General features: G+C 48.7%; 30 protein-coding genes and 1 tRNA gene. 11 read left to right on the top strand and 20 right to left on the bottom strand.

Translation table 11 applies throughout. From position 1 onward, the window contains the following. Window positions 1–177 precede the first annotated feature (177 nt). Entirely contained in the window at window positions 178–1650 is a 1473-nt protein-coding gene (locus ACFPQ4_RS22925) for an aminotransferase class I/II-fold pyridoxal phosphate-dependent enzyme (protein WP_378114246.1), read from the top strand. A gap of 150 nt (window positions 1651–1800) precedes the next feature. Then, entirely contained in the window at window positions 1801–2970 is a 1170-nt protein-coding gene (locus tag ACFPQ4_RS22920; protein ID WP_378114245.1) for a stalk domain-containing protein, read from the top strand. Here the strand turns inward: ACFPQ4_RS22920 and ACFPQ4_RS22915 are convergent. Continuing rightward, window positions 2967–3257 (bottom strand): DUF3055 domain-containing protein, encoded by a 291-nt coding sequence (locus tag ACFPQ4_RS22915; RefSeq protein WP_378114244.1) that lies wholly within the window; start codon window positions 3255–3257, stop codon window positions 2967–2969. The genes ACFPQ4_RS22920 and ACFPQ4_RS22915 overlap by 4 nt on opposite strands. Before the next feature lie 133 nt (window positions 3258–3390). Between ACFPQ4_RS22915 and ACFPQ4_RS22910 the strand changes: the two genes are divergently transcribed. Continuing rightward, complete coding sequence (locus ACFPQ4_RS22910; RefSeq protein ID WP_378114243.1) at window positions 3391–3810, top strand: DUF1885 family protein; 420 nt, start codon at window positions 3391–3393, stop codon at window positions 3808–3810. Window positions 3811–3894: 84 nt separating this feature from the next. Here the strand turns inward: ACFPQ4_RS22910 and ACFPQ4_RS22905 are convergent, their stop codons facing one another. The 3 genes from ACFPQ4_RS22905 to ACFPQ4_RS22895 form a co-directional block, all read right to left on the bottom strand. Next, on the bottom strand, window positions 3895–4197 hold the full coding sequence (locus ACFPQ4_RS22905; RefSeq protein WP_378114242.1) for a DUF1292 domain-containing protein: 303 nt from the start codon (window positions 4195–4197) through the stop codon (window positions 3895–3897). Window positions 4198–4317: 120 nt separating this feature from the next. Further along, the gene (locus ACFPQ4_RS22900) at window positions 4318–4902 is read right to left on the bottom strand and encodes a copper amine oxidase (protein WP_378114241.1); all 585 of its coding nucleotides are present in this window, start codon (window positions 4900–4902) and stop codon (window positions 4318–4320) included. A 227-nt stretch (window positions 4903–5129) separates the two neighbouring features. After that, entirely contained in the window at window positions 5130–5342 is a 213-nt protein-coding gene (locus ACFPQ4_RS22895) for a hypothetical protein (RefSeq protein WP_378114240.1), read from the bottom strand. 183 nt (window positions 5343–5525) lie between these two features. Between ACFPQ4_RS22895 and ACFPQ4_RS22890 the strand changes: the two genes are divergently transcribed. Further along, window positions 5526–6290, top strand: coding sequence for an MBL fold metallo-hydrolase (locus ACFPQ4_RS22890; RefSeq protein WP_378114518.1), 765 nt, complete (start codon window positions 5526–5528; stop codon window positions 6288–6290). Window positions 6291–6525: 235 nt separating this feature from the next. Continuing rightward, window positions 6526–6601: transfer RNA gene (locus ACFPQ4_RS22885), tRNA-Val, on the top strand. 615 nt (window positions 6602–7216) lie between these two features. Here the strand turns inward: ACFPQ4_RS22885 and ACFPQ4_RS22880 are convergent. The 3 genes from ACFPQ4_RS22880 to ACFPQ4_RS22870 form a co-directional block, all read right to left on the bottom strand. Further along, window positions 7217–7723, bottom strand: coding sequence for a DUF4411 family protein (locus ACFPQ4_RS22880; RefSeq protein WP_378114239.1), 507 nt, complete (start codon window positions 7721–7723; stop codon window positions 7217–7219). Then, the gene (locus tag ACFPQ4_RS22875; RefSeq protein ID WP_378114238.1) at window positions 7723–8868 is read right to left on the bottom strand and encodes an ImmA/IrrE family metallo-endopeptidase; all 1146 of its coding nucleotides are present in this window, start codon (window positions 8866–8868) and stop codon (window positions 7723–7725) included. The genes ACFPQ4_RS22880 and ACFPQ4_RS22875 overlap by 1 nt, the downstream gene beginning before the upstream one ends. Window positions 8869–8974: 106 nt before the next feature. After that, the gene (locus ACFPQ4_RS22870; protein ID WP_378114237.1) at window positions 8975–9220 is read right to left on the bottom strand and encodes a hypothetical protein; all 246 of its coding nucleotides are present in this window, start codon (window positions 9218–9220) and stop codon (window positions 8975–8977) included. A 385-nt stretch (window positions 9221–9605) separates the two neighbouring features. On the opposite strand from ACFPQ4_RS22870, the gene ACFPQ4_RS22865 reads away from it, so the two are divergent. The 4 genes from ACFPQ4_RS22865 to ACFPQ4_RS22850 all read left to right on the top strand — a co-directional run bounded on the left by ACFPQ4_RS22865 (window position 9606) and on the right by ACFPQ4_RS22850 (window position 12057). Continuing rightward, window positions 9606–9803: a hypothetical protein gene (locus ACFPQ4_RS22865; RefSeq protein ID WP_378114236.1), complete on the top strand. Its 198-nt coding sequence runs from the start codon at window positions 9606–9608 to the stop codon at window positions 9801–9803. An 80-nt stretch (window positions 9804–9883) separates the two neighbouring features. After that, window positions 9884–10063, top strand: a complete 180-nt coding sequence (locus tag ACFPQ4_RS22860; RefSeq protein ID WP_378114235.1) for a hypothetical protein — start codon at window positions 9884–9886, stop codon at window positions 10061–10063. A gap of 534 nt (window positions 10064–10597) precedes the next feature. Further along, window positions 10598–10786, top strand: coding sequence for a helix-turn-helix domain-containing protein (locus ACFPQ4_RS22855; protein ID WP_378114234.1), 189 nt, complete (start codon window positions 10598–10600; stop codon window positions 10784–10786). Then, window positions 10783–12057: a replication-relaxation family protein gene (locus tag ACFPQ4_RS22850; RefSeq protein WP_378114233.1), complete on the top strand. Its 1275-nt coding sequence runs from the start codon at window positions 10783–10785 to the stop codon at window positions 12055–12057. Before ACFPQ4_RS22855 ends, ACFPQ4_RS22850 begins: the two co-directional genes overlap by 4 nt. A 52-nt stretch (window positions 12058–12109) precedes the next feature. Here the strand turns inward: ACFPQ4_RS22850 and ACFPQ4_RS22845 are convergent, their stop codons facing one another. The 13 genes from ACFPQ4_RS22845 to ACFPQ4_RS22785 all read right to left on the bottom strand — a co-directional run bounded on the left by ACFPQ4_RS22845 (window position 12110) and on the right by ACFPQ4_RS22785 (window position 19783). After that, complete coding sequence (locus ACFPQ4_RS22845) at window positions 12110–12292, bottom strand: helix-turn-helix domain-containing protein (RefSeq protein WP_378114232.1); 183 nt, start codon at window positions 12290–12292, stop codon at window positions 12110–12112. Between the two features lie 182 nt (window positions 12293–12474). Next, entirely contained in the window at window positions 12475–13185 is a 711-nt protein-coding gene (locus tag ACFPQ4_RS22840) for a hypothetical protein (protein WP_378114231.1), read from the bottom strand. A 254-nt stretch (window positions 13186–13439) separates the two neighbouring features. Beyond that, on the bottom strand, window positions 13440–13646 hold the full coding sequence (locus tag ACFPQ4_RS22835) for a hypothetical protein (protein ID WP_378114230.1): 207 nt from the start codon (window positions 13644–13646) through the stop codon (window positions 13440–13442). A 116-nt stretch (window positions 13647–13762) separates the two neighbouring features. Then, entirely contained in the window at window positions 13763–14209 is a 447-nt protein-coding gene (locus tag ACFPQ4_RS22830) for a hypothetical protein (protein WP_378114229.1), read from the bottom strand. A 231-nt stretch (window positions 14210–14440) separates the two neighbouring features. Further along, window positions 14441–14677: a hypothetical protein gene (locus ACFPQ4_RS22825; protein ID WP_378114228.1), complete on the bottom strand. Its 237-nt coding sequence runs from the start codon at window positions 14675–14677 to the stop codon at window positions 14441–14443. Further along, window positions 14674–15126 carry a hypothetical protein gene (locus ACFPQ4_RS22820; RefSeq protein WP_378114227.1) on the bottom strand — a complete coding sequence of 151 codons (453 nt, stop codon included), beginning with the start codon at window positions 15124–15126 and terminating at the stop codon, window positions 14674–14676. Before ACFPQ4_RS22820 ends, ACFPQ4_RS22825 begins: the two co-directional genes overlap by 4 nt. A gap of 2 nt (window positions 15127–15128) precedes the next feature. Then, a complete protein-coding gene (locus ACFPQ4_RS22815) occupies window positions 15129–15431 on the bottom strand; it encodes a hypothetical protein (protein WP_378114226.1) in 303 nt (100 codons plus the stop codon). 437 nt (window positions 15432–15868) lie between these two features. Further along, window positions 15869–18295, bottom strand: a complete 2427-nt coding sequence (locus ACFPQ4_RS22810) for a virulence-associated E family protein (protein ID WP_378114225.1) — start codon at window positions 18293–18295, stop codon at window positions 15869–15871. Continuing rightward, on the bottom strand, window positions 18258–18596 hold the full coding sequence (locus ACFPQ4_RS22805; protein WP_378114224.1) for a hypothetical protein: 339 nt from the start codon (window positions 18594–18596) through the stop codon (window positions 18258–18260). Before ACFPQ4_RS22805 ends, ACFPQ4_RS22810 begins: the two co-directional genes overlap by 38 nt. 73 nt (window positions 18597–18669) lie before the next feature. Further along, a complete protein-coding gene (locus tag ACFPQ4_RS22800) occupies window positions 18670–18855 on the bottom strand; it encodes a helix-turn-helix domain-containing protein (protein WP_378114223.1) in 186 nt (61 codons plus the stop codon). After that, entirely contained in the window at window positions 18848–19099 is a 252-nt protein-coding gene (locus ACFPQ4_RS22795) for a hypothetical protein (RefSeq protein ID WP_378114222.1), read from the bottom strand. The genes ACFPQ4_RS22800 and ACFPQ4_RS22795 overlap by 8 nt, the downstream gene beginning before the upstream one ends. Beyond that, the gene (locus ACFPQ4_RS22790) at window positions 19096–19392 is read right to left on the bottom strand and encodes a hypothetical protein (RefSeq protein ID WP_378114221.1); all 297 of its coding nucleotides are present in this window, start codon (window positions 19390–19392) and stop codon (window positions 19096–19098) included. The genes ACFPQ4_RS22795 and ACFPQ4_RS22790 overlap by 4 nt, the downstream gene beginning before the upstream one ends. 46 nt (window positions 19393–19438) lie before the next feature. Then, window positions 19439–19783, bottom strand: coding sequence for a hypothetical protein (locus ACFPQ4_RS22785; protein ID WP_378114220.1), 345 nt, complete (start codon window positions 19781–19783; stop codon window positions 19439–19441). Between the two features lie 149 nt (window positions 19784–19932). Here ACFPQ4_RS22785 and ACFPQ4_RS22780 point away from each other — a divergent pair, with 149 nt between their 5' ends. Continuing rightward, window positions 19933–20400, top strand: a complete 468-nt coding sequence (locus ACFPQ4_RS22780) for a helix-turn-helix domain-containing protein (protein ID WP_378114219.1) — start codon at window positions 19933–19935, stop codon at window positions 20398–20400. A 6-nt stretch (window positions 20401–20406) separates the two neighbouring features. Further along, window positions 20407–21705 (top strand): tyrosine-type recombinase/integrase, encoded by a 1299-nt coding sequence (locus ACFPQ4_RS22775; RefSeq protein WP_378114218.1) that lies wholly within the window; start codon window positions 20407–20409, stop codon window positions 21703–21705. Window positions 21706–22086 lie beyond the last annotated feature (381 nt).

Genomic DNA, 22086 nt, shown 5'->3' with positions numbered 1-22086 from the left:
TACTAGATGGTAGCATACGCGCATCGATGTTCCAAATCCGATTCGATGACGTTTTGGTGACAAGTCCCGCAATGATTAGACAAACATTGATTTCCCCCCTATTTTTGTTATACTCATGCTTGTTTGCATCATGTAACTTCCTCTTTATTGAAGGATATAGAAAGGCAGGGGCTTTCATTGGATCATCGACGCACCCCGTTATTCGACGCGCTGCGCAAGCATGCGGAGCAAAATCCCGTACAATTCCACATTCCCGGTCATAAAAAAGGATCCGGCATGGACCCGGAATTTCGCGAATATATCGGCCCCAACGTACTGAACATCGACTTGATCAATATCGCCCCGTTGGACGATTTGCATCAACCGGTCGGCGTCATTCAAGAAGCGCAGCGCTTGGCTGCGGACGCGTTCGGCGCAGATGTTACATACTTCTCCGTTCAAGGGACGAGCACGGCAATCATGGCCATGATCTTGTCCGTGTGCGGCAACGGCGACAAGATCATCGTGCCACGCAACGTTCATAAATCGGTATTATCGGCGATAATATTCGCTGGCGCTCGCCCGGTCTTCTTGTCCCCCGTGCGAGATCGCAACCTCGGCATCGACCACGGCGTCACGACCAAGTCGGTACGTCGCGCGCTCGAGCGTCATCCGGACGCGGCAGCCGTCTTGATCATTAACCCGACTTACTTCGGCATATGTACGCACTTGAAAGAAATCGTCGACCTCGTTCACGAATACGACGTTCCGGTACTCGTAGATGAAGCGCATGGCGCATTGATCCACTTCTCCGAGCAATTACCGATGTCGGCGATGCAAGCGGGGGCCGACATGGCGGCGACGAGCGTGCACAAGCTGGGCGGTTCCATGACGCAGAGCTCCATCCTGAACTTGCAAGGCGGACTCGTCAACCCGCAGCGGGTACAGACGATCCTCAGCTTGCTCACGACGACGTCTACCTCCTATCCGCTGCTGGCTTCGCTGGATGCGGCGCGCAGACAACTCGCGCTCCGCGGTCAAGAATTGGCGGATCGTACCGTAGCGCTGGCTAACTCCGCTCGCGACGCGGTCAATAAGATCGAAGGCTTGTATTCGTTCGGCGAGGAGCTTCTCGGCGAAGAAGCGACATACGCGTTCGATCCGACTAAGCTGTCCGTACACGTACGGAAGCTCGGCATTACCGGCTACGACGCGGAAAATTGGCTGCGCGAGCACTTCAATCTCGAAGTCGAAATGAGCGACATGTACAACGTGCTCTGCCTCATTACGCCGGGCGACGACGAAAGCTCGATCGCTATTCTCGTTCAAGCGCTGCAGGCGTTATCGGACGCGCATGTCGCCCACGCGAAAGAAATTCTCGAGGTCGTCGTGGAAATTCCGGACATTCCGCACCTCTCGTTAACGCCGCGCGACGCTTTCTACGGAGAGACGGAGCTTGTCCCTTTCCGCGAGTCGGCAGGCCGCATCATCGCCGAGTTCATCTACGTCTACCCGCCGGGCATTCCGATTCTGCTCCCGGGCGAAATCATCTCCAAAGAAAATATCGACTATATCGTCGACCATATCGAAGTCGGACTGCCGGTCAAAGGACCGGAAGACCGCTCGATCGAATTCGTTAAGGTGATCGTGGAAGAAACCGCGATTTCGTAGTAGTGACCATACAGACCACTGGCCCTGTTTCCTTTTCATTGGAAACAGGTCTATTTATTTCCTATTCAAGAAACTTTAGTGACGCAGTTTCGTCTAACCTATCGAACCGCAATAACAACTCATCACAACCGAAAGGATGATTACGTCTCAATGAAACCTATTCGTTGGTTCTCTCTTATATCGCTCGTCGTCTGTATCGCCCTTCCGCCGGGAATCGCCTTCGCTGCTCCCGCCTCTTCCTCACCGCCAGCGGCCACCTACCATTTCGAATGGACCGACGGCAGCTCATTATCCGGCGAAGCTATTATCAAGAACGGCATTTCTTACGTCGGCGTAGATGCGATCGCTGAGGCGATGGTATTCAGCCGCGTCATCTGGTCTAACGAACATCGAGTGAAGTTCGATGGCTTCCGCACGAGTTTTACGATCACGATCGGCAAAGACATCGGTGCGATCAACGACGTACCCGTCTCCGTCGGCGGCATCCCGTTCAAGAAGGACAACCAAATCTTCGTCCCCGCGAAATTCGTATTCAAGGCGCTGCGCGGAACGAAGCTGAGCTGTGATCCTAAACAGCACATCGTCGCGGCGACCGGTTTACGCAAAGACGCCGGCGCGCGGATGTACTATAGCCGCTTAACGTTCAAGGTCGATTACGAGACTGGCATACTCACGATAATGGATAACCTGGAAGAAATCGAACGTAAGCTGGCTGATCTCGGCTCGCCGTTGCATGGCATCGTAACCTACAACTTTCACCGGACCGAAGGAGGCTTGCTGCTCCTGAAGATTACGGACAATTACGGCGAACCGCACGTCAACTATCAAGAGTTCCAAGTCGTCATTAAAAATCGAGGACTCATTCGTCAATCCCGGGCTCAATACTACAATCGCTATGCGAATAACGCTTCTTTTTACGATAAGACGATCGTACTAACGGATGGCAGACAATTACGGTTAATCGAGGACGGGACCGGCAATGTGCTGGAAAAGATCGATCTCGTGAAGCTTGGCGGCGAGGACGACAATTATTTCGTGGAAGCTATAGACGATGAATTCTTGCTACTGCGGGCGAATAAGTCCGGCATGCTAAAGCTATATGATCGGCGGACGAAGGAGATCGTTCTCCTTTACAAGCAACTGCTTGACCCAAGCTTATTCGAGATCGTGGAGAACTACACGCAACCGATGATCGGAGCCGGCGACTACCTCGTCTTCGACAAACGCGAAGGCAATACGCTTATTTTCCGCAATGATGCACCTTACTTGTCGGAGAAGGAACGCGGAGTACAGTACCGTTATGAGCTCGCCAAGCCTTAATATTGGTCATGTATTGATAGAGCGGGAAGTCTTTGACGCAGCAGACTTCTCAGTTCTTCCGCGGCTTGCGCGTTCGGGAGTTGGAATTGGGAACGTAAAAAGTCCGTGTCGTGCAGATCGTCCGCGCTGAGCGGCGAGGAGCGCCCGGTTTGCATGCATACGACAAGTGGCTTGCCGAAAAAATGACTCGTATAAACGATCGCGAAATCAAACCTGCTCGCTTCAGAGATACAGCCCACAAAGTTGACGTTGGACGACTCGATGACATCATAGAGCTGATCCAACATATCGTTCCCTCCCCGTTTGAATAAATTATCTGAATATTATGACTATTTTATCACGGACAACTCGTCCTCGGCAATAAGGCAATCGTTGCCAAGAAAAGCGCCTAATGCTATTATGGGCGTGGGGGTGGATCCGATGAGTCAAAGCGCTTACATTTCTCTTGTTCAAGGCTCTGCGCTAACCGATATCGATCTGAACGGCGTGAAAGAGCAGCTACTCCATTACAAGGAGCAAGTATCTCTTACCGGAAAGCAGCTAGGCTGGGATTACGCGGAAGCGGCATTCCCTTACGGCATCGAGACGAAACCGGAAGCGAAAGACCAATGGTTCTACCTAAAAGGCAACAATCCGATGTACAAGTACATCGTATTCGGCACCGGCAAACGCGAGGAAGACGGCACGGCCGTACCTTTCATTCAAGTCGTGCTGCCTGACGGCGCTACCCATGGCGATAAAGCAAAGGCGAACGAGCTATGCAAGTGGATCGGCCGGAAGCTTCAAGCCGAGGTTCGGATGTTCAACGGAAGAACGATCTTCTTCAACCCGCGCAAATAAAACACGAAGGGGCTAGTCCTGGAGGTCTTCGCAGACCTGAAGGACTAGCCCCTCATTGCATGTATGAATAGGTAGGACGACTGCTTACCCGTTCTCGCTCTCGTTCTCGAGGGCAGCAAGCTCCTCATACACTCTCATTACTTTTTCCCACTCTGCGTCGTCTTCGATATTGACGAGAACTTCCTCGTCGCCTTCTTCTTCGACGCGGAAGATAACGCCGTCGTCTTCGGGATCGTTACGATCGAGCAGTACGGCATATGCACGATCATCCGTCTCGAAGGAATAGACGAGCACCATTTCGTGTTCGTTACCGTCCTCGTCCGTTACGACGAATACCATCTCATCGTGATCGTGGTCGCAATTCTCGTCATGTATATGGTCGCTCATGGAGAACCTCCGTTCAATCGGTTGATTTTACCTACTCACGTATCGTATCATTTCCCTAATCACCGGTCAAACATCAAGCGCCTCCGGTCCTATGGGACGGAGGCGCTTGCCGGTCAAAGGTTACTTGGAATTGATGACTTTCTCGGAGACGACTTGATAGCTGCTCTCTCCCGCCGGCTTCATCCAGAATCGAATGATGTATCGGCCCGTGCTATCGAACGAATACGCAAGATCGTCGGTCAAGAAGTTGAAGTTCTCTTTGCCGACGTCGGGGAAGTCTTTGTCTCCGTTGTCTCTTCCGTCGATCCAAGTACTCTCTCCGTATGGATCGTCGATCGTTACCTTGAAAGCGCTAATGTCAACCTTCAAGCTATCGATCATGGAGAAGACATTAAACTTCACTTTGACCCCTTTCGGAACGTCGCTGAACATTTTGTCGTCTCTTCTCGTTACCATGTGCACATTCGGCTTATAAATAGATACCCGCTTCGTACTGTCGTCGACAAGGAAGATGCCGTCGAGCTTCTCGTTTAATTGCTTTAACGACAAATACGATTTGCCGTCCACGAGAATACCGCCGTCGTCCACTTCTTTCTTGTTCACCCAGACGCGCAGCTTCTGCACGACCGCGTCCGCCGCATAGACGGCAGTCCCGCTCAGCAGAGCGATTATTAATGTAGAAATCATAATTTTACGAAGTTTCATTGACACCCATCGCCGCCCTTCCGAATCGCTTTCTTGTCTGTATTTGGTTATACCGACAATCGGACAGAAAGTTGCGCGCGCGAGGTATAATTTTCTTAATGGCTGTCGTTGGTCATGAGGGACGTTCGCGCGCATGTGTCGGAACGTGGCGAAGCTTGCGCTTGCCCGGGAAATCAAGCAAATCGACGATGCGTTTCTTACTTTAAATCGGAGCCCTTATCTTCAATTTATTTGCGTCCGGGAATCGTTAGAACGCACGGAACGCCTGTACCTTGCGCCCCCGGCTTACTCATTCTATCCAAGTACGCCAACCCTCTCGCGCACGGCGTTTTGCAGACGGCGCACACGTCAGACGTGACGATTCTCATTTGGGGTATTCTGTCCGAAGAAGCGGACTTTTTCTTCGGCTTCCCCTTCGTTCCTGATCCTTTCGTTACCATAACAATCTCCTCCAGTTACGCACAGCGGCGATGGACCTCCCATCAGCCTATGCGGCAACCTTCGTGGGCGCTACTTGGAGTGTGCTTCGATTTTCGATAATAAGCTTTTTTAACGAGGTAAATTATGGTACATTAATGAAGACTATCAAAGAGGCTTGCAACATGGGCGCGCATTGGGGAGGCATTGATTTGAACGTACAAATGCTGGGCACGGGTAGCGCTTTCGCCAAAGCGAACTACAATAACAATGCAATGATCACAGCAGGCGGACAAACTTTGCTGATCGATTGCGGCATTACGGCTCCTCTGGCGTTGCACGAACTCGGTCGCACGTTTAACGAGATCGACGCCGTTCTGCTGACGCATATTCACGCGGATCATATCGGAGGCCTTGAAGAATTCGCCTTCCAAATGAAATTCATCTATGGGCGGAAGCCTAGATTATATATCGCCGACACGTTGGTCGAGCAGCTGTGGGAGTGTTCGCTAAAAGGCGGATTGTATCAAGACGAGAATCCTACTTTGGCCTCGTATTTCGACGTGTACCCTATCGCTGAAGGAACGTCGGTCGAAGTGCTGCCGGAACTTCGGATAAAGCTGCTCGCGACCGCTCACATTCCGAACAAGCCAAATTACTCGCTCATCATTAACGACCACTTCTTCTACTCCGGCGATACGGTTTTTAATCAAGATCTTCTACACTCGCTCGTCCAAGAGCAGCAAGTGCGTTTGATTTTCCACGATTGCCAGCTCCACCCCCCAGGTATAGTCCATGCTTGTTTGTCGCAGCTATTGACGTTGCCCGCTTCGATTCAAGAGCTGACTTATCTAATGCATTATGGCGATGACAAACCGGAGTTCGTCGGCCGTACCGGGTTGATGAGATTTATCGACCAGCACGTCGTTTACCATATCGATCCTTTAAATTTCACGGTTAATCCGTTATAATGTCTTATGTATCGCGCACGAGAGGATGTTCAGCATGGTCGCTACTTACATATTCGCCGGGGTAATCGCGGTCCTCTTGATCTGGATCGTGCTCGCCGTCACGAAGAAAGCCTACTCCCGCAAGTGGGAAGACGATGACGAAGGAACGAATTGAAAAAAGTTCAACAAAAGTGTTGACTTCCTTCGCCTAACTTGATAATATATTATATGTCGCTGTTAACGAATCACACTACTTGATCTGATAGCTCAGCTGGGAGAGCACCATCTTGACAGGGTGGGGGTCACAGGTTCGATCCCTGTTCAGATCACCATACATAAGCGACCGAGAAGCCTAGAACCATAAGGCTTCTCTTTTTTATTTCTCTGCCCCTTTGCTTCCCTCTCACCCTCTTCAAACAGCGCCTGCCGCAAATCTGCCGCAAATTTTAATCGAGTCCCCGATAGAGATGAAACCTATTCCATATTTCACCGTATACCTATTTGACCCTCGTTAGAGGGGAAGAAAGGAGCTGGTCTAATGATCGGCGACTTGATAACTTCCCCTGGCGCCAAAAGAAAAGTGAAGAATGCTGGATACTTCACTGGTTAGTGAACCCAGCGGGCGACACTGAGTAACCATGAGCTAAAAGGGGTAGCAAAATCAGGCAGGGTCACAGCTGCCAAATCGTGGTCTCTCTGAAGAAACAGTGGTGGCCGCCATTGTGTGGGCGACTTGGACTGGGACAATTCTTAACCACTTGTTATGAACCCCACCCAACCGAACACTGCAAGAGATGTTGAGGTAACAAGCGTGGGACATGCCCGGGGAGACGGCCATCTCTCGGGGTTTTGTTATTCATCGTTAACTTCTTCCCCACTCGCAGTAATTAAAAAAAAACCGTCCCCGGCTTCATGACCGGAAACGGATCCCTGACTTCCTTCGTTAATTATCCAAGTCGAACATTTAGCCTTCTCATCATGTCAAACGTATTCATATGAGGAATGTTATGAGCCTGGCAAGCATTAGGTATGAGAACGCGCTTTTTTGCCCCAGCACTAAAGCTCTCATGAGTCACTAAGACATAATTATTGGCTTTAGCACATGCGACAAGCCAGCTATCTGCGACTGAAGCAAACTCCGCCTTTGCAGCAGGTGTAAATTGATCATGGCCTGTTGCCCATCCAATCACTTCTCGGTACGCACCGATTACCTGAGGATTATCCGTAGGCACGAACCATTCACCAAATTCACGATTTACCCATTGCTTCAGGGCATCATCTTCTCCATAACCATCAATTTCAGCTTTAACGCGATCGATACTAACTACTTGACCGGCTCTCGCCTTATCCACCAAGGAGCTCCAAAACGTAGGTGCGATATCAAATGAATAGTATCGATTATAAGCTTCAACCAGTATATTGGTGTCTACTAAGTAAACGTTATTGGTGCTCATTAGTCTCTCCCAGCCCCCAGACGCGATGCAAGTTCCGCAAAAGTCTTACCTTTTACACCTGTTAATCTGTAAGCCTCCTGATATAGGAGCTTACCTTCTGCAGTTGCGCTTATAACAGCCCTCGCAAAGCGGCGACTGATGCGGTACGGTTGTACAGCATAAAAGTCTCCACCACTGGTGTCAGGAGCTTCTTGTAGCCCCCTTAAGTAACGATTTTTATAGAAATCAAAAAAGTCACTTTGGGTAATTAGGCCGAGGTCTAGGGCTCTTCGAGCAGCAACAACTTCACTCACTTTAAATTTTCGAGCAATGAGTTGAAAACGCTCTTCATCATTTCTAATTCCAGTCCAGTATTGCCGCAACTCAGTTTCGGGTACAAGAAACTCAGCTGCAACAATATTACACTTTCTCTCTGTTTCATCATCGGCCGGCTGAAGTTGCTGTAGATCAAATGCAGCACTAGCACCAAGCCATATATGAGCTAACTCGTGTGCGAGTGTAAACATTTGAGCTGCCTTTCCGTCGGCACCATTTACGAATATCAACGGGGCATATTTATCTACAAGCACAAAGCCGCGAAATTCTTCAACATCGAGTTTTCTTCGCGTGTTGTTTCCTACAATCCCATTCACAACCGCTAAAATTCCAATTTCCTCAATCTTCTGCAAGAGCATCCTTAGTGCATCCTGCCAAGTTTTGCATGTTGCAGCCCAGCCATGTTCTAAGCCTAGCCTTTTTCTGATTGCTACAGCAATTTCTTTTGCACCTTGATTCACATTGCTAATACCAACGAAATCTAGCGGGTCATATCCAATTTCTATAAGATAGTCTCGCATCCAATCTTGTCGACGCTGCATTGTATGAACAGTGTCGAGCAAATTAGGACTAGGATTATTAGTGGGACGATCATCTGTTGTACGATAGTGAGGAACAGGTAATCGTTCGATAAGTGGCGCAGGTAAAAAGAAGTAACCAAGAGGAGTTGATGTTGCTTTTGCGACATTCTCCAACTGCTTTAAAGTTGGTTGTGCTTCATTGCTTACCCACTTATCCCAGTTTGGAAACTCCAGTTTGATCTGATCTTCTTTGCCTGCGCGATGTGCGGCCCATTGTAATACTCCTGGGCTTACATCGACCTTTACCATTGACATTCACCCCCTCTATCCATATTTTATGTGAAATTATCTTTTATTGAAAGGGATACTCCTATAAATTGCTTGAATAAATATGATCTCCACGATTGTATAACTTTCATACTTGATATCGAATTGTTAAACTGGCACCTAATCCACTCGGAGGTGCAGAGACAACCGAGTCTCCAAATTGCATCATTCCGCGCATCGTTTCACAACAATGCGGCATTCGGTGAGACTTGCCGGGGTAACCTCCAACCAATCGATGAACGTTACCAGCTGTTATTGTAACACTAGATAATCCTTTTACGCGTGCGTCTTCCTTTAACTTATCAACAGCAGCCATAAAATCATCTTTTTTCAAGCTACCATCTCCTAATAAATCAGTAATGTATTGCGCTTGGTCAACAGGTTACTTGTGTTCTAACCTAATCTCCGATCCCACTTTTGTGTAGTACATGCCGTCATCTAGATAGATGCTGTCCTTGGTATGACGGATAGTTATACCTTTCCCCATCATCTCTTCAGCGAGCCTCGAGCCCCGACCGAATTGTGGCTCATAAGTCCGCCAAACCTCGACGGTCAGACCATTTAACATGGCATAGTTTATCAGATGCACGTCCACATGACATTCCTCCATACCTCATTCATTCGACACATTCCACAATTTTCCTCCACGTTTTATTGATAAGAACATATGTTCTTTTGTATAATATAAGAACAAATATTCTTATTTGGAGGCGAAAATCATGCTCGACATTAATCATGTAGATGCCCTTCCAGAGCTCTTCATGTTGTCGCTTAACTTCCAGGAGCCTATAGGCATATTGGTGGGCGGCGAGAAGCCATATACGGTCACAGGGATCGTCGAGTCTTTTGACGATCTATCCGTTAAGCTCGAAGGCAAATGGATTCAGTTGAGCGACGTGCTGGGGGTTGAAGATTGATGTTGCCCGATACGCCAAGGAAAGTGCTACGGATCTTGTATAACACTAGGGGCGTTCCACCGATCAAGGAGCTCGCGCGGATGGCCGTCCGCACTCCGGGGCAGATCAAGATGGCACTAAGGACACTTGCCGTTGCCGGTTATATTAAGTGGGATCCGGAGCGGCATCACGAGTTGAAGGTCCTGCAAGGTTGGGAAGTACAACCTGGGGAAATTGACGCGAGGAAATTGTGGGAGCAAGAGTTGTTTCCTGGGCGATAAGTATCGGAAAATCTTTTATTTGACATTAGCATTTTTTACTAGTTACTATGTAGTTGTGAGGTTCGTCCTCACATTTGTAGCTCCTTTGCGGCTATGCCGCCTAACGTGTCGCCAATCCGGGACCGAATTCACGGCAGCTGCCGTGCTCAAGTGCCCGCTAGGGCCCATTTCCTCTCGAAGGTTCAAAACAAAATACCGGGGCAGTCTGCCCAAATGAGAATACGAGCTGAAAATATCAGGTCGTTATTTTTGTGTCCAAAAGTACGTTGCCGTTATCCCTTAGAGAAACCGGCAGGACGGATCAAATAGAAAATGACGAGTACTACAGACCACAATACCAACTGGAATCCACTCGTAGCTTAAGTAGTATCGCGCAGCATCATGTACATTCTCGTGACTATAGACCCCAAAACCCGCGATCTACCGCCATTCCGAACACTGAGAAGGAGTACTACAAACGCCGGATAGCCCGCCGGCTGACTTATTTTATCCAGGGCTAACGATTTGACTATAAACCGAAAGAGGTGCTTCACGTTGTCTAAAAACACTCTCACCGTAATTGAAGTAGCAGATCTTCTCGGCGTCTCGACCACCACGATCTATGCCTTGGTACGAGAGCGCACTATTCCGTTCTTCCGGATCCGCAACCGTATCTTCTTCCGGCTGGAGTCCATCAACGATTGGATTGCTCAATTGGAAGGAACGGCGGTAAATAACCAATGACCCTCTTCCACTCTAACTGGATGCCGGCAAAGCAAAAGATAATCGTAAAAATCTTGTTCGAATATCGCGGCCTTCTGTACGAGCAACTCATTGAAGAATTATCCCAAAGATTCACCGGCCGCCCCGCTTCTCAATCGTTTACCAAGAATACTTACAAGGATCTTCAGAAACTCGAAGAGCAGCGACTGATCATTCGTGACCCTATCAAGATCGGTCGGACGAAAGACCTGATCTACCTGTCAGAAGCGGGTCATGAGTATGCAGCTGAATTGTTCGGGATTTACCCGGGTCATGTGGGGACAGGATGGGATCGTGACTATGGAGACTTCCCTCATGAGCTGCAGCGGCCTCCTAAAGCCTCATCTCCTGTCATCCTACATCACTTAATGGCTGCAAGCGTCCTGCTTAGGCTTGAGCGTCTCAAGCACTCCTATCCGGATTACGAGATTGATTACAGGGACAACCGCTATGCATCTCTTAAATATGATACAGATGGGACCGTTAATCGGTTTAAGCCCGACGGGGAACTTCTTATCAGAAGCGGCCGCTACCTCCTCGAAATGGACCGGGGGACTGAGTTTGGGGAGAAGCTGAGGGAAAAGTTTCAGACCTACAGACGCTACCTAGAGCATCTCCAGGAGTCGGGGGAGAGCCTGCCCGAGGGTGTCATTTTTGTCTGCAATAAGGATTCGTATAACGGCATGCTGAAGCGATGGAATCTAATCTCCAGCATCTTCTGGTCCGAACTAGGTGAGTGGCGGACCCGCTTCAATTTGATCGGCATAAACGGTGTCACTGAACTCGAACGCGTCGTTGTTCGCCAGGGAGAGCGAGATAAGCAGTTTAATGCGTTCTACTCTAAAATGGCGCGTTACCGTTCAGCGGAAGTCAATTTTGGAATCATTAACTCCGGACAAGGGCTAGACTGGGACCGACCTGTATTTTCATTGTCGAGTTCCACTCCGGATCGAATGCTCGCTTATGAAAGAGTTGAACAATTTGAGACTCTTGGGTTGGCTAGACTCTACGCATGGAGCCAATGGTTGAGCAGCGCAAGGGGGCGATATCCTAATTTGACCGACGTTACCCGCTTCATTCCTGTGCTAGTGCGAACAGATAGTAAGCCAGCTCCTCTAATCTTTAAAGGGTTCGATACCGAAGCAGAGTTAACAGCGATCTTCAGCTCGGCATTGTGGTTAAATACCCTCGATGAACCTCGTTGGAGAGATCCAGGAGGCGAACCGCTATCCCTGATGAATCCAATTGAATAACGGCCGATCCCTGATCAAACTTGAGCGAGCCCACTACGGCTCGTTCTTTTTTCTATTGTTCGGCTTCACCTGTTAACAAGCGCTCATACGCTAATAGCCACTCGCGCTTAATCCGCCAGTTACCACCTTGCTTATACCCCCTCAGCTGTCCCGATCGCAGCCTATTCTTGACCGTGTATACGCTGATCTTCAGGTATGCAGCTATATCCTTTACATCGAGAGTCGGATCTAACATTGGACCCATCGCTCCTTCTTTTGATTGTTCTACGATGTCGTCGACTTAAAAGCATGCATCGACCATCCACCATTATTAAGCATCTTCGCTCGACACACAATATCACCCTCGATGAATACTGATAGATAGCATGAGTGCGTTCTACCAATAGAAAAGGCGCCCAAGTAATAGGCGCCTAACTTCTACGTGACTGAAGTCAATATCCCGTTGCTAAAGTTGAGAGTCCTCGTACCGGCGACCACTGATCCCGAATATCCTGAGAAGGCATTTGCTTTTGCATCGAGCGCTGCTTGAAGCGTCTGGCCAGGAGATATACTCTTAACTGCAGACCACGATGGGAATCGTACTCCGTACCCGCTCCCCACACTAAACCTGACGTCGCCATCACTGGCTATTAAAAGAGAGTTTTCAAATGAAGTATACATTTGAATGCGCCCCTTTAGCCCACCATTGTATTCGGTGAAAACAATAGAAGGATTCCCAGTCCCTCCTACACCTGGCTCTATCGTAAGTCTCTGATTGGCATTAAGATGTACTGCAAAGGCATTTTCGGTATTACTCATTTCCGCGCGCGGATACGTTCCCGCTGCCGTTGCAATATACGAACCGATAATGTTGATACCGACTATGAGCCCCGCGGTAATCGTTCCTAGGTTAGCCGTGATAGCGGACAGTTCGGAGACGTCAATCTTATCTGCCGTTATCGTATCCGCGGCGATCTTGTCACCAGTGATCGTACCCGCTTCTACCACCTCTGCATTCAGCCGGCGAACGTTCAAAGTGTCGAGGTTGGCAAGCAGCCATTCTAATTCACGTTGAAGCCGAATCAGGTGGTCGTATATCTGTCTTGGCGATGGATCATCGCCGATGTTCGGTAAACTCGGTGTCGGCATCTGTACCCCCTCTTCTATGCATAACCACTGCATAATTCATGTATATTGACCGTTTTGAAGTCAATCTTTACATCCATCGAAACTGCCGAGTCCGAAATCCCTTGTGGCTCTAAGTACGTCACAGACATGTGTACAAAATACATCTTTTATCCATAAGTAAATATTAGCCGATCTGATCAATCACACGCTGGAACTCTTGCTCGCGATCCGGATCGATCTGCTGCTGTTCATCACTCATGCTGCTTGCCTCACTCTCATGCAAAAGGCCTCTGCGGCCGTGGAATATTGAATATCACAATCAGACTGTCTGGGTGAACGACTTTCTTCAGTTTCTCTACTTCCCCAGCTGCCGGTCGAAAGAGCGCGTACATCCCAGGCTCACTGACCAGTTTCAGCAGCAGCTCATCGCGCGCTTTAGAATCCGCAATCGTTCCAGTGTGGGTCGTTTTCGGATGGTTCAAGCATGATCACCCCTTTATACCCAATCTTTCGCAGTTTTGCAGCTTCCTCCGGATCAGACATGAACATGACAGGCACAGTAGCATTAACCGAATCAACGAACCTTCCCAGATCGCCCTCAGTCATACGGCACGCCTACGACCGCCGGAATGCTTGGGACCCCGTTAGGATACAGTTGCCGCACCAACACATCCAGTCCCTCCTGCTTCTCTTCAGGAGTGAGCTTCGCGATCTGCTGAACGGTAGCATTGATAGTAGACGTAACTTCGGTACGATCGCTCCAGCCGATCTCGCCCTGCTTCAACGCGAAGATGCCGGCAGCTGGCGGGATAGCACCGGCGAAGAGCCCCCGTTCGATTGCTGCCTCCCGTTTGGCGCTCAACCTTTTTAATACGTCCGAAAATTCAGCGCGATCGTATAAGTAGCTCTTCCATACGCCAGCCTTATAAGCAAATTCAGCCACGGACGGAATATTAGTCTCAGCGATATATTGCTCGCACTGGGCGATCAAGTCCGCTATATCCTTTTCAGTATGTTTAGGCGGTCGGCCGCGTCTTTTTGCCATCGCTTTTTGCCTCCTGTTCTGGTGTCTTGGCATATGCGGCGACATAGCCACATTCGTTACAGCGATATCTATATACCCGGATCGGTTTACCCTTCGATGGTTTGAAGTGATCGAGGGAGTTCCTTTCGCGATCCATGTCTTTGCTCTTGCAACCATGACACTTGTTCATATCCTTGAGTCCTCCCTATGCGATACGAGCCCCTGAGAGTCCCCATGAGCCCGTAACTGCTATTAGTCGCGGGCGCCCAGCCCATCTGTGCCGATAAACCTGGTGCCTGTCTCGATGGCATAACGCTTGCGCTTTAGCTCATCAATGCGGTCACCTTCGCGATCCCGCTCAGCTGCCGACTTTGCATGAACATATGCCACCTTTGCTGCATGGATCTGTTTGTCGATCTCACGAATCTTCATTTTGTTGCTAATTGCTTCTCTAGCATGATTCAGCGCCTTCTTGGCTTTGTTCATCATGTTGTCCACGGCCTCCGTCCTGTAATTTGTCTAATAGACTCACGATCCTGTTCTTCTTTAGCGAATGCAGCAAGGTTCTTCTGAAGAGATCCTTTTCCATTTATCGCTTTTAGAAAGCGGGTAGCTGTGGCCGGGGCCATTCCCTGGGTGCCACCGAACCAGTCGCGGCCTTGATGCGATCTATAAAGATCCTTAAATTCCTTAAGACGTTTAGGATCCACTTTAACCGTCTCGGATGCGTGCCAGTCATAGTCATCATCATCGGCCGTCGTAGAAGGAATCTGGCGCTGATCCCGCTCGTAATCATCCTCGTTATAGCCGCCCGACACTTCGTGTTCATCGTCATCATCGTCATCATCGTCCGCAATCTCGCGATCCTCAGCCTGCGAGATACCTTCCTGCTCTTCGTCAAGAAGTCCATCGTCTTCATAATCTTTGTAGTCTGACATGTTCATTCCTCCGGTGCGCTTCTGCGCTCATGATGTGTGTTCTGTTGCGAGATCTCTTGTTTCATAGAATCGAAATCCAGATGCAGCTCGCGCATCCTATCCCCTGCTTCTTTACCTACCAGGTCTCCCGCCAACATAGCCGCGATGACGTCTAATCTCCGGCCTAGATTCATCAGGAAGTCCTCATTCGCAGGGCTTCGCATCAACGACCGAATCTCACCTGATATCGTCTTCTTTTGAGAGCCGCAGCGAGTCTTGAATGCGTCATAATCATCATCCGGCACTCGAACAATAAGTGTTGCCAAGGTATCCCTCCTGACTGACTTGTTCTATACAAAGTATATCACGAATTATAGACAGTAACTATATTAGATTTAATTACTATAGTTTATACCTATTAATATCGACAGTGGTTACACCAACTCTCTTAGGAGGCTCTCCAATATTTGAATGAAGCAGAACGCTAATTGATATGGTATCAGTAATGACAGTAAAGACAGTATATTTCTACTTGCATAATTAATAATCAATTAGCATATAGAGCATGGTGTATCTGCATATGCTCTATATGCTAATTACAATTTCAACTATAAATAATAATTTTACTGTTACTACTGTTACTATCTGCCGAAATCCCTTGATGCGCTTGGATTTGGCAAGTAACAGTATCTGAAATTTACTGTTACTTTTACTGTTACTACTGATACTTTTGGTAACAGTATAGGTAACAGTAAATTATCGCTTACTGTTCCCGCTCATACACTGTCTGAAGCCCGTATCCGCTAACCTTTACGCGTCCTTTTCGTTCAACCCATCCAGGTATTTTCCTGATCAGGTTGTATATCCCCCGCGCGTCCCATACTTCCATATCGCCGCGTTTATTCCCTAAGCACTCCACCCATATCTCCGCTGCACTAACGCGCTTTCTTTGATAGGTCCCTGTGGGCTGCCGCAGATAGTTTCGTCTTTCCCATTCCTCCAGGTCATTCCACGACGTAGGCAACCGCGTCTCTAGATATTCCTCGATAAGACCGAGTCGCGGATCGTCTTCCTCGTGATCCGACTGAATAACACGTGCTGCCGCTTCCAGTTCATCGGGCAGCTTTAGTGACTCACCTCGCCGGAAGTGATAGACGGCTTCCGCCCAGATCTGGCCGATTTCGTATTCCGTCAGATCAATGAAGACGTTTTTGATACGCTTATTTGGGTCAACATCCACCGGCCAGAAGCGACGATTCCCGGTGTCGTCCTTCAAAAAGTTATAGTTGTTCGTTGTACCGAAGAAGACGCATTTACGCGGGAAGTCTGACACGATCCTGTCAAACGCAACCCGGTATTTATCTGATCGCTTTGTAATGAACGCCTTGATCTCCTCGACGGCAGCCTTCTTCATCGCAGCCAGCTCGCCGAATTCGAAGATCCAAGCGCTCTGCATATGTTCACCGGCTTCTTTTGTGTCAAACGATTTCAAGCTGTCGCTAAACCACCGACGCCCCAGCATCTGCAGGATAGTGCTTTTATGAGCTCCTTGTGGCCCTACAAGAACGAGCATGTGGTCAAACTTGCACCCCGGTTCAAAGATACGAGCAACCGCAGCGACAAACATTTTCCGAGTTACGGTCCTCACGTATGGCGAATCATCGGCCCCCAGGTAAACGACGAATAGTCGATCCAATCTCTCAGCTCTGTCCCACACTTGTGCCGTTAAGTATTCCTTAATCGGGTGGAACTCGTTCTGATGTGCGACGGACTTGAGCGCGTTTAGAACTAGTGCCTTTGATTGGATACGATAGACCGACCCGAGATAATGCTGGAGCAGGGCGTCATCATCCCCGAGCCATGGTTCGTATTCCAGATTGGGGCGTTTCCGATCGCGCCAGGGTAGCCGCTGGCGGATAACTTCCGTATACAGGAAATCGTCATAGGCCAAAACATTCCGAAAAGGTCCATTCTTTAGGATAAGTTCCACGTTTGCCGAAGTCGGCAGCACTTTTGAAGGATTCTTCTTGTCAGTCTCCAGCTGTAGCAGCCATTTGGAGTTTTCAGGCTCTTCCGTTTTCGAGGTGGTATGTTCGGCCATGGCGCCTCCAAATGTCTCCGCGATCGCCAGTTCTTTTACACGCGGATCGGCGGCAGCTAACTCCCTCATTGCCGTCTGACTCGGATATTTTGAGAAGTTAGTTCTATCATGGACGCCCTCGTCCAGATGGCCGAACTTATGAATCCGGACCATGTCGTAAGCGTTAAGGCAATGCCCTGTGTTGGCAGGGTCAGATTGATGCATGGAATACATATGACCATCCGGATATGTCAGCATACCGCCGGCCGATGTTCCTCCCGTAAACGTCCATCGATCGTTATGCCCGGGTACTGGGGTATAGACTACAGGGATGAAATTCTCGATTGCTTCCTCAATGGAGTAAGTACGACAAAACTGGCCGACAATATCATCTTTCTCACGGGCATCTTTCAGTTTTCCACGGGCGCTCGTAACATCATTTTCCTCGCCCGGGTGCCGGTGCCACTGACTCATATCGCGCCAGTCTTTGTAGCCGCTCAGCAGCCAGTCCACGTCGATCGGTTCGCCATGTGATTCATCAACAAATACCGGCTCAGCGTCTTTTGAGCAACTTGGCATATACATTAGTCTGTTTACATCAAATGTAGTTTTGTCGAAGTACTCCATTCCAATTAAGAAAGCCAGCCGTCTGGAAGCGGCAGCATACTCATCGGGACTCATTTCTCTAGATGCCAAGACGATTATGCGATATTTGGGCTTGTTCGGTCGGTGGCTGTGTGTCGAGTAAATGACATGAGCTATACCACCTAATACGATCATCTGCGCCAGGAAGATGAATCCTTCGATCGCGTGGTCCACGTCCAGCGTGAACAGACATCTGGTTTCTACGCTCTCCCGCTTACGTCGACCGCCGCGGACCGCTCCGCCTACAAACGCAGGACCGTCTTTTACCTGTCCTTTCTGCGAGTCAGTCATTAAGTCGTACTGAGTCAAGTACTCCTCAGTCCGCCGCGTATGCCCAAGACGAGAAATAAACTCCCCCCAGGTTAGATAATCGTTTTTCCAATTGACATCCGTTCGGCTCTTACCGAAAGCAACGGCAAGTTCCTGATCATGAACGGCTAGGCGAACGGGCAGCTTTGCTTGCATCGGCCTTCACCCCTTCCGCGCGCGGCTGGCTCAGAAAACGATCGATATCCAAACCATTCATAGTCAAGTACGGCTGTGCAAGTCTGGCGAAAGATAAGATAGCTTCAGGGTCGTGGGAATCAAACGCTATTTCTCGAAATCCCCCATTGTTAACCGCTACCCAAAGTACTCCCAAATGCCCTTCCTGTTCCGCCCGGTCCATTGCATGTTCGAGCGCATCGTGTCGACGTACGAACGGAACAGCCCATTCGTTGACAATTTGCCCAGCTCGACTAACCAGTGACATTTTTATAGATTTCAAGAAACCAACTCCTTATGCCTGACATTGATGTTCGAAAAAGGAAGTCACCTTGGATCCAATTAACTCCGATGAATCACTGTGCTTTTTGTCCAGACGGTTCACCACGTAACCAGGCTTCTATGGTGTCACGGTGGAACAGAATCCTTCCGCGAACTTTCTTATGCGGGATCTGACCCTCCCGAACAGCCGTATACATTGTGGTATGGCTAACTCCGATCAGCGCAGCTGCTTCCTTAATGTCCAATGTGATCTTATCCATCTGCGTTGTCCTCCTCGAATTGTTGGATAATGGCGTCGCGTTCATCGCGTAGCTGCGCGATGCGCGCGCGGATGATCTCCCTTACGTCTTTATGTGGATCCAATTCTGCGACCGTCTGAACTACGGCCCTCTGATCTGGTAGCTCCTTCACAAGCCGAATATGCTCGCGGGCGATATCGACAAGGCGGGCGCCGTGCTTACTTTCCACGGCGCGCCAGATTGCTTTACTGGAGTGTCCTTTCATCCAGCAGCAGCTCCGATCGGAGTTGCACTACTTGATGTCGATCTTTGCGCATTCAACATCGTATGATAATCAATTTCCTTGCCCCAATAGATATCATCAAGGCGTCTTCCATACAGGCGTGCCAGTTTAATGGCCGTTTTCCATGTGACCTTCCCACAATTGAGCTCAATTAACTCGAGCCGATCAGGGCGGATCCCTGTTTCCCGCTTCACGTCAATAGGAGACAACCCGGCGTTGATCCGGGCTGCGCGGATCGTGATTTCATTTGGTTTAATGAATAGTTTGTTTTGCACGATGGTTCCCCCTTCATAGTTGTTGGCATATTAAGCAGTTCGTTCTTTACTCGATATCCTTATGAATAAGGCCTAGCTCGCTGTAAAACGCCTGCAAACAAGAATCCAGATCCGGCTCACCATCGTAGATGAATTTACTAAGAATGTCGTTTGCTCGATCGTGGAGTCGGTTCCCTTTCTCATCTAACTCTAGGATTCCGTTCAGTTGAAAGATTTCTTCGCGGAAACCTTCATCGATCTTTGAGAAAGATTCGTCATGCGCTGCTTGTAATATTTCGAGCTCTTTTTGTAACACTCGGATTTGCTTCTCCTGGATATCGCTGTTCTGACACATCTCCCTTGCTGACTGTACTAGGAAGCGGGTTAGTCTCTGAATCACGTCGTTCTCCATCTTTCCTCCTCCTTTCTTGCTTGCTAATGAATGATCACTTTTGCAACCAAATCATAACATCGATTGTTTACATTTGCAACCACTTTGATTATTTAGCTGTATTTTTGTTTGCTTTTGTGATAATAATATTGTTAAAGGAGTGGTTGCTAATGGAACCGTTGGAATTTGGACAGTTTTTAAGATCTTTACGTGAGGGAAAAAAACTAACTATGCGAAAACTAGACAATTTGTCTGGGGTATCACATTCATATATCTCCCAAATTGAAAGAGGAGAACGAGGCATACCGTCCCCTGATATTCTGAATAAACTTGCAGGCCCTCTTGGGGTTTCTCCAGCAGTATTCATGGTTAAAGCTGGACATGTGTCCTACGGTGACTGGTTTACGAATAAGGTTAACAGCGATGAATACGACGAAATGTTTATGCACGAGATGTTTGGATTTTCTACGAATCAAGAATATGAAGATTTTAAAAATGACATAAAAAACGGCGAATTGAAAAGTTATCTAAGTCGAAAGATTGTTCTATACAACGGTTTTTTGCTCACCGATCAAGACCGGCAACGCGTTTTAGACATGCTTAAGGCTCTATTCCCTGATTACGCAACAAAGGAGTAATGTTCGATGGCCAACATTCGTCAGCGCGGAACAAACACCTGGGAATTTACCGTCAGCATGGGGAAGGGTCCAGACAACAAGTATGAGCGGCGATATAAAACAGTCGAAGTTACTGAGAAAATGAGTCCAAAGAAGTTGCAGGAGTATCTTGATTTCGAGTATGCAAAGTTTAAGCAGGAGTTGGAGACCGGGGAGTATATCACACCTGGTAGAAAGACATTTGCAGAATTCATTGTGACATGGCGAGACAGTTATGCTGTATCGAATCTCTCCCCCACTACTCTCAGTGTCTACAACGGACACATAGAGTCTAGGCTCATCCCCAAGTTCGGTCATATGCGGCTCGAGCAAATCAAACCTGGGCTCATTCTCGAGTTCCTTAAAGAGCTAGAGCAGCCAGGAGCTCGAAAAGGTAAGGACGACGGAGTGCTGGACTTCGGTACGATCGGATACATCTATCGCGTGCTCAAGAACATCCTCACTCGAGCCGAGGAATGGCGCATGATAGCCTCCAATCCCATGAGCGGCATCAAGAAGCCGGCGCCGGACGCAACTTCTAAGAAGCTCAAGCAGGCCGCTCAGAAGAAGAATCCGCAGTATTATAACGAGGAAGAAGCTCAGACCGTCGTAGACGCACTGTACAATGAAACTAGAAAATGGCGGTTATTCATCCTAGGCTCCATGATCGGCGGCTTTCGCAGAGGCGAACTGGTCGGCCTAGAATGGTCACACGTATCTTTTGAGGACAGCAGCGTGACGATCGAAAATAATATCCCACTAACTCAGGATGGCCAAGCCATTGAGAAGGACCCGAAGTCTCTCAGCTCCATCCGTACCGTGGACATGCCTGCATGGTATATGGATGAGCTGCAGCTGTTTAACGAAGAATGGGAGCAAGAGAAAGGCGATCTGAAGGACATGTGGGAAGGTGAAGATCGGAGGTTTGTGTTCCATAACGGTACAGGAAAGCCGTATTACTACAAGCATCCCTCCCGATGGTGGGAGCGGTTCTGTGAGCGCCGCGGGATCCGGTATATCAAGTTCCACGGGCTTAGGCACAGCATGGGGACGCTGCTAATTGAGGATGAAACCGAGGGGCAAATTGACCCGCTTCTCATGGCGATCCAGAAGCGACTAGGACATTCCAGACTGTCTACCACAACGGACATCTACGTTCACGTTACGAAGAAGGTAAAATCGCGAACAACAGGTAAATTCGATAAGTTTGCCCGTAACCCAATTGCGCCCGCCGAACAGCCAGAGGTTGCCCAAGTCGATCCGCCGCGATTGGTAAGGGTCAAATAACTGCCGCAAAAGCGCCGCAAAAACTGCCGCAAATATTTAACAAGCGGCGATAAACGCTAACAAGAGGTTATTTAAGAACCCTTATAAATAGCGGTTTGCGAGACTTTACGATAATGAATTATACTGTCGAACTGACTTTGACAGGGTGGGGGTCACAGGTTCGATCCCTGTTCAGATCACCATACATAAGCGACCAGAGCCCTACTCTTAGTAGGGCTCTTTTTTGTTAGTACAGACAATTAGAAACAACTGATACAGACCTCTTAATGTAAATGAATTCAAAAATGATCGGTTTTCCCCGCTTTATTGCTCCTCCCTCAACTTCGCCCTCATCACAACTAATTCGTTGTTAAGTATTTATATCATGAATCCCCCACACTT

Source organism: Cohnella yongneupensis (genome assembly GCF_042655785.1).
GTDB classification, from domain to species: Bacteria; Bacillota; Bacilli; order Paenibacillales; family Paenibacillaceae; genus Cohnella; species Cohnella yongneupensis.
The sequence above is the reverse complement of the archived record's forward strand: the minus strand, read 5'-3'. Positions and strand labels throughout refer to the sequence as shown.

Coding starts and splice junctions, on each gene's coding strand:
- ACFPQ4_RS22920 (WP_378114245.1), top strand. CDS start 1,801: ATGAAACCTATTCGTTGGTTCTCTCTTATATCGCTCGTCGTCTGTATC.
- ACFPQ4_RS22915 (WP_378114244.1), bottom strand. CDS start 3,257: ATGTTGGATCAGCTCTATGATGTCATCGAGTCGTCCAACGTCAACTTT.
- ACFPQ4_RS22910 (WP_378114243.1), top strand. CDS start 3,391: ATGAGTCAAAGCGCTTACATTTCTCTTGTTCAAGGCTCTGCGCTAACC.
- ACFPQ4_RS22905 (WP_378114242.1), bottom strand. CDS start 4,197: ATGAGCGACCATATACATGACGAGAATTGCGACCACGATCACGATGAG.
- ACFPQ4_RS22900 (WP_378114241.1), bottom strand. CDS start 4,902: ATGAAACTTCGTAAAATTATGATTTCTACATTAATAATCGCTCTGCTG.
- ACFPQ4_RS22895 (WP_378114240.1), bottom strand. CDS start 5,342: ATGGTAACGAAAGGATCAGGAACGAAGGGGAAGCCGAAGAAAAAGTCC.
- ACFPQ4_RS22880 (WP_378114239.1), bottom strand. CDS start 7,723: ATGAGCACCAATAACGTTTACTTAGTAGACACCAATATACTGGTTGAA.
- ACFPQ4_RS22875 (WP_378114238.1), bottom strand. CDS start 8,868: ATGGTAAAGGTCGATGTAAGCCCAGGAGTATTACAATGGGCCGCACAT.
- ACFPQ4_RS22865 (WP_378114236.1), top strand. CDS start 9,606: ATGCTCGACATTAATCATGTAGATGCCCTTCCAGAGCTCTTCATGTTG.
- ACFPQ4_RS22860 (WP_378114235.1), top strand. CDS start 9,884: ATGGCCGTCCGCACTCCGGGGCAGATCAAGATGGCACTAAGGACACTT.
- ACFPQ4_RS22850 (WP_378114233.1), top strand. CDS start 10,783: ATGACCCTCTTCCACTCTAACTGGATGCCGGCAAAGCAAAAGATAATC.
- ACFPQ4_RS22845 (WP_378114232.1), bottom strand. CDS start 12,292: ATGTTAGATCCGACTCTCGATGTAAAGGATATAGCTGCATACCTGAAG.
- ACFPQ4_RS22840 (WP_378114231.1), bottom strand. CDS start 13,185: ATGCCGACACCGAGTTTACCGAACATCGGCGATGATCCATCGCCAAGA.
- ACFPQ4_RS22830 (WP_378114229.1), bottom strand. CDS start 14,209: ATGGCAAAAAGACGCGGCCGACCGCCTAAACATACTGAAAAGGATATA.
- ACFPQ4_RS22825 (WP_378114228.1), bottom strand. CDS start 14,677: ATGATGAACAAAGCCAAGAAGGCGCTGAATCATGCTAGAGAAGCAATT.
- ACFPQ4_RS22820 (WP_378114227.1), bottom strand. CDS start 15,126: ATGTCAGACTACAAAGATTATGAAGACGATGGACTTCTTGACGAAGAG.
- ACFPQ4_RS22810 (WP_378114225.1), bottom strand. CDS start 18,295: ATGCAAGCAAAGCTGCCCGTTCGCCTAGCCGTTCATGATCAGGAACTT.
- ACFPQ4_RS22800 (WP_378114223.1), bottom strand. CDS start 18,855: ATGGATAAGATCACATTGGACATTAAGGAAGCAGCTGCGCTGATCGGA.
- ACFPQ4_RS22795 (WP_378114222.1), bottom strand. CDS start 19,099: ATGAAAGGACACTCCAGTAAAGCAATCTGGCGCGCCGTGGAAAGTAAG.
- ACFPQ4_RS22785 (WP_378114220.1), bottom strand. CDS start 19,783: ATGGAGAACGACGTGATTCAGAGACTAACCCGCTTCCTAGTACAGTCA.
- ACFPQ4_RS22780 (WP_378114219.1), top strand. CDS start 19,933: ATGGAACCGTTGGAATTTGGACAGTTTTTAAGATCTTTACGTGAGGGA.
- ACFPQ4_RS22775 (WP_378114218.1), top strand. CDS start 20,407: ATGGCCAACATTCGTCAGCGCGGAACAAACACCTGGGAATTTACCGTC.